The sequence below is a fragment of the Endozoicomonas sp. YOMI1 genome, from assembly GCF_024606345.1.
Lineage (GTDB): Bacteria > Pseudomonadota > Gammaproteobacteria > Pseudomonadales > Endozoicomonadaceae > Endozoicomonas.
The window spans coordinates 1-8,662 of the sequence record NZ_JAHHPM010000344.1 but is presented as its reverse complement, the minus strand read 5'-3'; the positions used below and the strand labels follow the sequence as shown (position 1 = coordinate 8,662).

General features: G+C 47.2%; 10 protein-coding genes. 2 read left to right on the top strand and 8 right to left on the bottom strand.

Annotated features, from left to right (window positions below; translation table 11 throughout):
- Positions 1 to 203 precede the first annotated feature (203 nt).
- Positions 204 to 476 (bottom strand): hypothetical protein, encoded by a 273-nt coding sequence (locus KDK15_RS12400; protein WP_257295677.1) that lies wholly within the window; start codon positions 474 to 476, stop codon positions 204 to 206.
- Between the two features lie 444 nt (positions 477 to 920).
- Between KDK15_RS12400 and KDK15_RS12395 the strand changes: the two genes are divergently transcribed.
- Positions 921 to 1,658, top strand: a complete 738-nt coding sequence (locus KDK15_RS12395) for a DsbA family protein (RefSeq protein ID WP_257295676.1) — start codon at positions 921 to 923, stop codon at positions 1,656 to 1,658.
- A gap of 272 nt (positions 1,659 to 1,930) precedes the next feature.
- Here the strand turns inward: KDK15_RS12395 and KDK15_RS12390 are convergent, their stop codons facing one another.
- The 6 genes from KDK15_RS12390 to KDK15_RS12365 all read right to left on the bottom strand — a co-directional run bounded on the left by KDK15_RS12390 (position 1,931) and on the right by KDK15_RS12365 (position 7,781).
- A complete protein-coding gene (locus tag KDK15_RS12390) occupies positions 1,931 to 2,362 on the bottom strand; it encodes a hypothetical protein (protein WP_257295675.1) in 432 nt (143 codons plus the stop codon).
- Positions 2,363 to 2,937: 575 nt separating this feature from the next.
- Entirely contained in the window at positions 2,938 to 4,653 is a 1,716-nt protein-coding gene (locus tag KDK15_RS12385) for an AMP-binding protein (RefSeq protein WP_257295674.1), read from the bottom strand.
- A gap of 524 nt (positions 4,654 to 5,177) precedes the next feature.
- Positions 5,178 to 5,531, bottom strand: coding sequence for a GIY-YIG nuclease family protein (locus KDK15_RS12380; RefSeq protein WP_257295673.1), 354 nt, complete (start codon positions 5,529 to 5,531; stop codon positions 5,178 to 5,180).
- A gap of 55 nt (positions 5,532 to 5,586) precedes the next feature.
- Positions 5,587 to 6,795 carry an amino acid permease gene (locus KDK15_RS12375; RefSeq protein ID WP_257295672.1) on the bottom strand — a complete coding sequence of 403 codons (1,209 nt, stop codon included), beginning with the start codon at positions 6,793 to 6,795 and terminating at the stop codon, positions 5,587 to 5,589.
- A 240-nt stretch (positions 6,796 to 7,035) separates the two neighbouring features.
- Positions 7,036 to 7,368 carry a PBPRA1643 family SWIM/SEC-C metal-binding motif protein gene (locus KDK15_RS12370; RefSeq protein WP_257295671.1) on the bottom strand — a complete coding sequence of 111 codons (333 nt, stop codon included), beginning with the start codon at positions 7,366 to 7,368 and terminating at the stop codon, positions 7,036 to 7,038.
- A gap of 131 nt (positions 7,369 to 7,499) precedes the next feature.
- Complete coding sequence (locus KDK15_RS12365) at positions 7,500 to 7,781, bottom strand: hypothetical protein (protein WP_257295670.1); 282 nt, start codon at positions 7,779 to 7,781, stop codon at positions 7,500 to 7,502.
- 326 nt (positions 7,782 to 8,107) lie between these two features.
- Here KDK15_RS12365 and KDK15_RS12360 point away from each other — a divergent pair, with 326 nt between their 5' ends.
- Positions 8,108 to 8,500: a hotdog domain-containing protein gene (locus KDK15_RS12360; RefSeq protein ID WP_257295669.1), complete on the top strand. Its 393-nt coding sequence runs from the start codon at positions 8,108 to 8,110 to the stop codon at positions 8,498 to 8,500.
- Here the strand turns inward: KDK15_RS12360 and KDK15_RS12355 are convergent.
- Positions 8,477 to 8,662, bottom strand: a 186-nt coding sequence (locus KDK15_RS12355; protein ID WP_257295668.1) for a hypothetical protein, incomplete at its 5' end; no start/stop codon positions are given. The two genes, KDK15_RS12360 and KDK15_RS12355, sit on opposite strands and share 24 nt — an antisense overlap.

Sequence of the window (8,662 nt, the reverse complement as noted above, 5' to 3'; positions counted from 1 at the left end):
CTCCGCTCAGGACGAACGGAGTTTGGACGTCAATGATAGAAGGAACCCATCAATTACATTGAAACCTTGTACCAGATCGTTTATCCAGGTTTCGCGACAGCCTCAGAACCGTGGGAACGAGATCAGAATCTAAACGTTGGCCTGCAATACAAAGAGATCATTTTCACTTAGTGTTTTAAGCCTTTGCGCCTCAAACAAAGCAATCAAGCATTCGGATCAATAATCACATGAGCACCCTTTTCCGCCGCCACCTTACGACAGGCTTTATAATCACGCTCACTGGTAATATAAAAAGTCGGAGCAATATTAACAGAAAGATCCGGAGCCATACCCCGCCCATTAGACTGTCTTTCGGAATTTACCGTGCCCATGGAATAACAGACCATACCCTGCTTCTGAAGATCTTCCGCCTGATCAGCAGCCTGAACAGCACCAGCCAATAACATTCCCGCTACAGCAACAGCAATTACTTTCATTGTTTCAGTCCTTTACGTGTGTTTTTAAGGAACTGTTGTTATCGGCCTCGGCAGCAATCATTTAGCAGGCTAATGCTCTTTTCTGTCAAATATCAGGAAAGCCAACCACAACACCTGAGGTAAAGAATATTTGGCTTCTCCAGTCTCACTGGCTGATACCGATAGTCTGCTCTTCCAGGTACTCCAGCGGTCTTGACGCTATTCCTTCCAGCTATCCCTTCAAAAAAAACGATACGCAGGTTTTACCCGATGCACTTTGACCTGGATCAAGTTTTCCCGGAGTCCCGACTTTTTCCAGCAAAGGCGGAGATTAATAAATAAGCAGAATTAAAATAGCAATATTTACAATATTATTGCCTTAACCAAGGGAGACTGCATTCCATTACAGCCCGTCAAACCGGTATGATGGAAAAACCACCCTGATCATTACATTGGACGTTAACCATGAAAAAGCTGCTGGCCATTGCCGCTACCGCACTTATCCTGCCAATCAGCAGTCAGGCCGCACCACTGGACCGGAAACAGCAACAACAGGTCAAAGAGCTGGTGCGTGAGGCCCTGATGGAAAACCCGGAAATTTTTATCGACGTTGTCAATGAGTTGAAAAAAAGAGAAGAGTTAGCCAAAACACAGGCGCGAAACTCGGTGCTCACCAGCAATATGACCGAGCTTTTTAACAACAGTGATGATCCCTTTGTCGGCTCATCAACACCCAAACTGACCATTGTCTACTTTGGTGATGTTAACTGTGGATTTTGCAAAAAGCAGGACCCGGTTCTGGACGCGCTGGTCAACAATTACCCTGACCTGAAAATTATCTATAAAGACATGCCAATCCTTGGATCAAGCTCAAGAGAAGCAGCTGCTCTCTTATTAGCGGCCAGGGCTGAAGGTAATGACGCCTACCTTGCACTGCATAAAGAATTCATGTCTCACCCTGCCCGACATGACTCGGATTCCATTGCCAGTAGTGTCAAAAAACAGGGGTTGAATCTGGACGCACTGAAAAACGCTGTGGATGCTGACATTAACAGACAACTGGACAGTAATATCATGCTGGCTCAGAAGCTGGGCATTACCGGTACTCCGGCACTGGTGTTCCCCGATGAAGTGGTTGGTGGATTTACTCAGGAAAATGTCCTGAAGGAGATGATTGATAAAAGGCTCAGGCAAATCAAATAACACAGAAACCAATCTGAAGGCCCTGCTGACCTGCAGGGCCTTTATATAATAGTCTCTGAATAACTTCCGTATTTTTCAGGTTCCACACTCCTTTCGTGCTGAGTGCTGAGCCTGTCGAAGTATCGAAGTATCGAAGGGCGTGAACTCCGGCTCACGCATTGTGCCTGGCACCCTTCGACTCCGCTCAGGATGAACGGAGATCAAGTTCTAAACCGGGAAGTTGATTAAAGACTGTTCCTATTAAGCTCTATTTTAAGCAAGGGTTTAAACAATCAGATTTCAGAAACGATGCAGGCCTTGCGATCTTTACCGGTTCGCTCAAGATAGTCTGAGAAGTCTGCAGGAATACGCCCGGTTGTTGCCCCTTCCCAATCTACCAATGAACCATCAACGGCTTCGTAGCGAAACAAATAGCGCTGGCGTGTTTTTCCTTTACGGCCACCACTGCTTTTATCTTCTGTCAGGTCTTTAATATCACCCAGCGAGAGCCCAAGCTCTTTCATCTGTTTCACAACCGCATCCAGTGCCTCTTTTTTGCGTGCCTGCTCCTCTTCAACCTCCATTTGCGCCATCAACTTTTCTTCGTAAATGGCTTCAATGCGACCGATGACGCGCTGAAGGTCTTCAGCGTGCATATCATGAAAGAGCTTGCGTACCTGAACTTTAGACTTCAGAACACCGAGAGCTTCATCAAAAATATTCATTGTTTGAACCAATCTGGTAAATCAAAGGATCAATTAAACGTAGGGTTTGAAATTGGCAAAAAACTTAACATTGACAAATTTGCCTGTAAATAGACAAAAGCCCGTGCATTGTTGATAAAAAATAAGCATATTTTCTCATCACCTCGCAAAAAATGCTTTTTCCAGACATCGTTATAGGTAACGGCCTATTACATCGCGACGAAGCCATGAATCATAAGGGGTAATACGAAGAATCAGGTTCCTCATCACATGGTTTGGGGAGTCAGCAATGGTTAACAATTAAGGTAGAAATCAGCAGCATAAAACAGGGAAGATTAAATAAAGCCAGAATACTGATCAAAGCACTACCAACATAATAATTCAGTCTCATTTCAAGGAAAAATAAAAAGCGTCCACCCGGTTACTTCATGAAAAGCCTGATTATTGAGTTTAATTCATATTTAAAAATACGCCAAAAAACAAGAACCCTGACTGAAATTAAATCAATCAATAAAAGTAATAAGTTTCAAGAATATTAAAAGTCAGTTTAATTACAAAGCCCCAGAAAGTACCGGGGCTTTGCAGATGCGCTGAAATCAGGAAACCGCTTTGTACTTCTGCATTTCCTCGGCGCGAAGATCCTTCCGCAGGATTTTACCAACAGGCGTCATTGGCAGAACATCCCTGAACTCAACCTGCTTGGGAACTTTATACGCAGTCAGGTTCAGCCGACAGTACTCATTGACCTCCTCCGCCGTTAAGCTTTTGTCTTGCGGAATAATAAAGAGTTTGACTGCCTCGCCGGTTTTATCATCGGGCACACCAATAACGGCACAGTTCTGCACTTTATCATGCTTGGAAACGACATCTTCAACTTCGTTGGGATACACGTTAAAGCCTGAGACCAGCACCATATCCTTAACCCGGTCGACGATTTGCACATAACCCTGTTCATCGATAATGGCGACATCTCCGGTTTTAAACCAGCCTTCACTGTCAATCACGTCTGCCGTCGCTTGCGGGCGCTGCCAATACCCTTTCATCACCTGAGGCCCTTTGACACACAGTTCCCCACGCTCTCCTAATGGCAGCTCATTTCCCTGATCATCGATGGTCTTCAGCGCCGTACCGGACATCGGCAAGCCAACAGTACCCAGTTTTGAGTAACTGCCTGCAGGGTTCAGGGATACCACGGGTGATGTTTCAGAGAGGCCATAACCCTCGGAGATGGCACATCCTGTTATACCTTGCCATCGGTTGGCAACCGCCGCTTGCAGGGCGGTACCACCGGACATGGTCAACTTCAGTTCGGAAAAGTCGAGGTCTTTAAACGCCGGATGGTTCATCAAGCCAACAAACAGCGTGTTCAAGCCGATGAATATATTCAACTTGTGGGGCTTCAGGGACTTAACAAACGTATCCATATCCCGTGGGTTGGCAATCAAAATGCTGTGTCCACCCTGCTGGAAGAACGCCATCAAGTGCACGGTGAAAGCGTAGATATGATAAAGAGGCAGGGGCGCAACCGCCGTGTTGCCATCGGGTTTTGCCACTGGCACACCATTATCATCGGTCTGGGACAACACATTGACCGTCTGCAGTACATTACTGACCAGACTACGCTGAGTCAGCATAGCGCCTTTGGCCACTCCTGTTGTTCCACCGGTATACTGCAGCACGGCCACATCATCAGGATTAGGCGGCAGCAGTTTACTGTACTGAACTTTTGACCCAAGCTTCATGGCCTGGTTGAAACTCAGTGCCTGTGGCAGCTTATAAGGGGGAACCATCTTCTTGACGTGCTTTACCGCAAGATTAATCAGCGATCTCTTCGGCCAGGGCAGGAGGTCTGCCAACTCAGTGACAATCAAATGCTTGATTGGCGTATCCTGAATGATTTCCTCTACCAGGTGGCCGACAACATTAAGGCAGACCAACGCCTTGGCTCCTGAGTCGGTAAACTGATGTTTCATCTCCCTGGCCGTGTAGAGAGGATTGGTATTGACAATGACCAGGCCAGCCTTAATCGCGCCATAAACGACAATGGGATACTGAATAAGGTTCGGCAGCTGAATAGCAATACTGTCGCCGGGCTTCAGTGTCGTATGGTTCTGGAGATAGGCAGCAAAACGGGTACTCAACTGATCTATTTCGTTAAAGGAAACCGTTTTGCCCATGCTGGTATAGGCTGGCCGCTCGCCGTATTGATGGACTGCATGTTCAATGACTTCACCCAGGTTTTTGAACTTTTCAAGATCAATTTGGTCTGCAATACCGGGGGCACGTTTGCCATCCCAAAAACTGGCTTCCATGAACACCTCATACTTATTTTTTGTTGTTATACCAAGGCAATGAAGCAGTTGTATTTTTTTTACCCTGCTTTTTATGAGCTGCGGGTGTCTTATAAAAATCCTTTCTACTTCATCTATTTTCGGGAATCATACTATCTAAACGTTCAACCTTGAACCAAAAATGATATTTTATGCTTCTTTTTGTGCTAAAAAGCCATGAGTCTCTCAGGGCCACTAAGTGAAGGAAAGTGCTAATACCACAACGCACACCCTCCCGTGTGTGTGGGAATGCATATCTGAGCCTGCTGGATGAACCTAATTTCTGCCCGGGATCATGAGAGTTTAATGGGGAGGGGGCTATATTTGCGGAGAGATTCGGTATGCATTCCCACGGGGGACCGAAGAGGTGCCTGTGTATGTATAACAGAGCTTGGCTGCACTAGTGATCGATTTCAATGCAATTGATGGGTTCCTTCTTCATTGATGTCCAAACTCCGCTCAGGATGAACGGAGATAGCACACATCAAACTCATTGAAATGATGTACTAGTGATTGGTATTAACCAGTTTCCCGGCCCAAAGACCACAGCAATTTTCAGGAGAGGAAAGCAAGCTCAGTTTTTGTGGGCGAGTCAGCTTTTTGATGGCGGCTTCCCGTCGGCTGGCCGATGAACGGTCATGATCACTTTCCAGATAAACCAACTGTTGCGGTTTCCGTCCCCTGAAATACCTGGCTCCCCTGGCACCGCAATGTTGATACCATCGCCGTTCAAGATCCGTGGTAATGCCGGTATAAAGGCTGCTATCACTGGCAAGAATTATGTAAACCGACCAACATCCATCCGACATTCTCTGCTCTTCCTGAACGATTCCAAGTTGCTTTTCGATCCATTTGACCACGGCAGGAGGCTGTCCGGGGCCACTGAAAAAGGGCAGTCTATTCTCAGATAGCCTTTTAGCCAATAGAAGGTAATACACCACCGATCACCCCAAACTGGGCAACAATCACCAAAAGTCCAACAATGATGGCAATGGCCAGTGCCGGAATACCGCCTGCCACTTGATAGGGTTCTTCCATATGGAGCTTACGAACCTTCCAGACCAGTGCCACGGGAATAAATACCGCCAGAATCACCAGGGCCACAGCGGCGTACCCCAGGGCAGTGACAAAGCTCCCCGGCATAAAAATAGCCGCCAGCAGGGGTATCAACAGCGTGAGCGTAATGGTTTCAATACGCCCCCAAATACCATGGGAACGACCAAAAACTTCTGCCAGATAGTCAAATAACCCAAGAGCCACGCCCAGGAATGAAGTGCCCAGGGCAAATGCGGCAAAGGCACTGATCATATAATCAAAGCTGGACGTACCGGAATGATTGCCTATGGCATCCATCAGCGACGTTACGCCGTCCGGACGATGTGCCATGGTCACCACCACCGCAGAGGAAACCACACCAATCACCACCGCCATCCAGATAACATAAATGCTGAACGGAAGGGCGCTGCCACCAATCAGCGCATAGCGAAATCGCTGAGGTTTTCCCTGAACATACTGAACAACGGTGGGTACCGCGCAGTGATAGCCAAATGAGGTATATAACACCGGCAGCGCAGCGAATAAAATGCCAGGGGTACTGTTCTCCAGCCCAAGATTACTCAAACTGACCTCGGGCAAGAGTGACACCAAGATATAAAGCAGTAAGGCCAGCATCAGTGCGAACATCACCCGGTTGACCACATCAACGACCCGGGTACCCGTCACCACCAGAATGGCAACCAGCAAAACCACCGCCGTCGCGGTGATGCGAAAAGGCAGATGGACCCCCTGTTTTGCCAGCAGACTGCCCAAAACATTGGCACCACCGGAAATGTAAGCTGCGCACAGGGAATAATAGAGAAACAGCATGGCGACGACGGCAATACCCTGACCCACCGGCCCCATTAAACGCCCCATGACGCCATGCAGATTCTCTGCTTCCGGGCAGGCCCGACAGGCCTCGGCAATCAACAGCCCGCCATAGGTTGATAACCCCCACATCAAAAACATCAGGAATACGCCCCAGCCCAGACCGGTCAGTGCTGACACCAGCGGTAATGCCAGCATGCCAGCACCAATCGAAGTACCGGCGACCAGAAGGCTGCTACCCAACGTCTGACTTTTCATATTCGGTCCACCTGTTTGATAAAACAAAAGCCACTAAAAGCGGCTTTTGAAAGTGGGAAACTTATATAAGATAGATCGACAACATGACTCTATAAATAACCTGTCAGCACTAATAATGGACTGAATTAGAATTTTTTCTACTTATCAGGTGTTTTTGTCGGAAATCTGAAGGGTGAGTTGGCCCGGAGCCTACAGAGTTTTTTTGCCTGCTGGCAATAAAATCTCAATAGGCCCTGACTATCAACCGCAGCACTTTTTATATTTTTTCCCGCTACCACAAAGGCATGGATCATTTCGACCCGGCACTTTTTCCAGTACTGTCGTTTTGGGCGTATCCTTCAATAATTGCAAAGCAGATGTATCCTCTGCGGCTTCTTCATCCACGTGAATCTGGCAAAACCAGCCATTCTCCAGAAATTCTTGTTCCAGCTCAGCCCGGCGCTCTTCGGTCTGAACAGAAAGAACGGCAGGGTTCTTTTCCGTCCCGAGACGAGCTTGTTTTTTACCGTCGAAAACCCGGTAGGCCTGCTTATCATCAATTTGAAGATTGGTCTGGGTATAAAATTTGCCCATTTGATCACCTGCTAAGCTGGAAAAAGTTGACCTCTCGGAACGAGAGCAAGAGGAAATGCAAAACCGGAGCATTTTACTGTAATTGCCTGTCATTAGCCACCAGCCAATTCTTTCCGGTATACCTGCAAAGCTTATAAAAGACGAATGCCATCTTCATCAATGCTAATCAGGCGTTCTTTGTATAGCCCACCAATCGCCATTTTGAACACCCTTTTACTGACCGAAAACTCCCTTTTGACCACCCCGGGGTCAGTACGATCATTAAAAGGCAAAAAGCCCTTCTCAGCCTTCAGCCTTGCAAGAATCACCGTGCCCAGGTCACTCATTTCCTGCTTATCAAAGCCTTGCTTTTTCAGGCATAAATCCAGTTTCTGATCGGGTCGGACCCGTTTAATAAAGCCATCAAACTTCATGCCCATCCGGATTGGCTGGTCGATATCCTGGTCAAAAATAACCCCCGGGTATTTATTGTCGACAATTGCCGTATAGCCGATATCTGTACGGTCACAAATCCAGAAGATTGACCACCTTCAGGTGGTTCATGTGACCTATTCTAACCATGAGCCTGTCCGGCAATAAAAGCGGGAGGGAATTGTATCATTGCAGTAGAGGCTCTGCTGTCATCAGCACCAAAAATAATGTCAGTTATTTATGGCGTGAGAATTGCCTCATTAATGTCATATAAATTATTCACAATAAACCTGTTTTCATAATAAATAACCAGGCAAGGAGCATCAGAATGAAGTATTTTTCACGCCGTGCGGTAAAACCCGGTGATCTCAACCCTGCATACCGACTGTTTGGCGGCACACTGCTGGCCTGGATTGATGAGGAAGCGGCTATTTATGCTTCCTGCAAAATGGGTCCTGGCAAGTTGCTGGTGACAAAATATATGTCAGAAATCGACTTTGTCAGCTCAGCCGTTTGCGGTGATATTCTGGAGTTCGGCCTTGAAGTGGTCGGTACCGGCAAGACCTCACTGACAATCTGTTGTGTGGTACGCAATAAGGTCACCAGACAGGTGATTATCGTGGTTGATCGTATTGTGTTTGTCTGTGTTGACGAAATGGGCAATCCAACCCCGCACCATATTAATGCAAAGAAAGAGTCAGAACTGCTGGAAATGACCTGATGCCGTGAAGATAAGAGCCAGTACATCATTTCGATGAGTTTGATGTGTACAATCTCCGTTCACCCTGAGCGTCCTTAGACTCCGCTCAGGATGCACGGACGAAGGGGGATTGGCACAGTCTTTATTCAGGGTATGGTGTTTACGCCCTTCGACTCCGCTCAG

Coding starts and splice junctions, on each gene's coding strand:
- KDK15_RS12400 (WP_257295677.1), bottom strand. CDS start 476: ATGAAAGTAATTGCTGTTGCTGTAGCGGGAATGTTATTGGCTGGTGCT.
- KDK15_RS12395 (WP_257295676.1), top strand. CDS start 921: ATGAAAAAGCTGCTGGCCATTGCCGCTACCGCACTTATCCTGCCAATC.
- KDK15_RS12390 (WP_257295675.1), bottom strand. CDS start 2,362: ATGAATATTTTTGATGAAGCTCTCGGTGTTCTGAAGTCTAAAGTTCAG.
- KDK15_RS12385 (WP_257295674.1), bottom strand. CDS start 4,653: ATGGAAGCCAGTTTTTGGGATGGCAAACGTGCCCCCGGTATTGCAGAC.
- KDK15_RS12375 (WP_257295672.1), bottom strand. CDS start 6,795: ATGAAAAGTCAGACGTTGGGTAGCAGCCTTCTGGTCGCCGGTACTTCG.
- KDK15_RS12370 (WP_257295671.1), bottom strand. CDS start 7,368: ATGGGCAAATTTTATACCCAGACCAATCTTCAAATTGATGATAAGCAG.
- KDK15_RS12365 (WP_257295670.1), bottom strand. CDS start 7,781: ATGAAGTTTGATGGCTTTATTAAACGGGTCCGACCCGATCAGAAACTG.
- KDK15_RS12360 (WP_257295669.1), top strand. CDS start 8,108: ATGAAGTATTTTTCACGCCGTGCGGTAAAACCCGGTGATCTCAACCCT.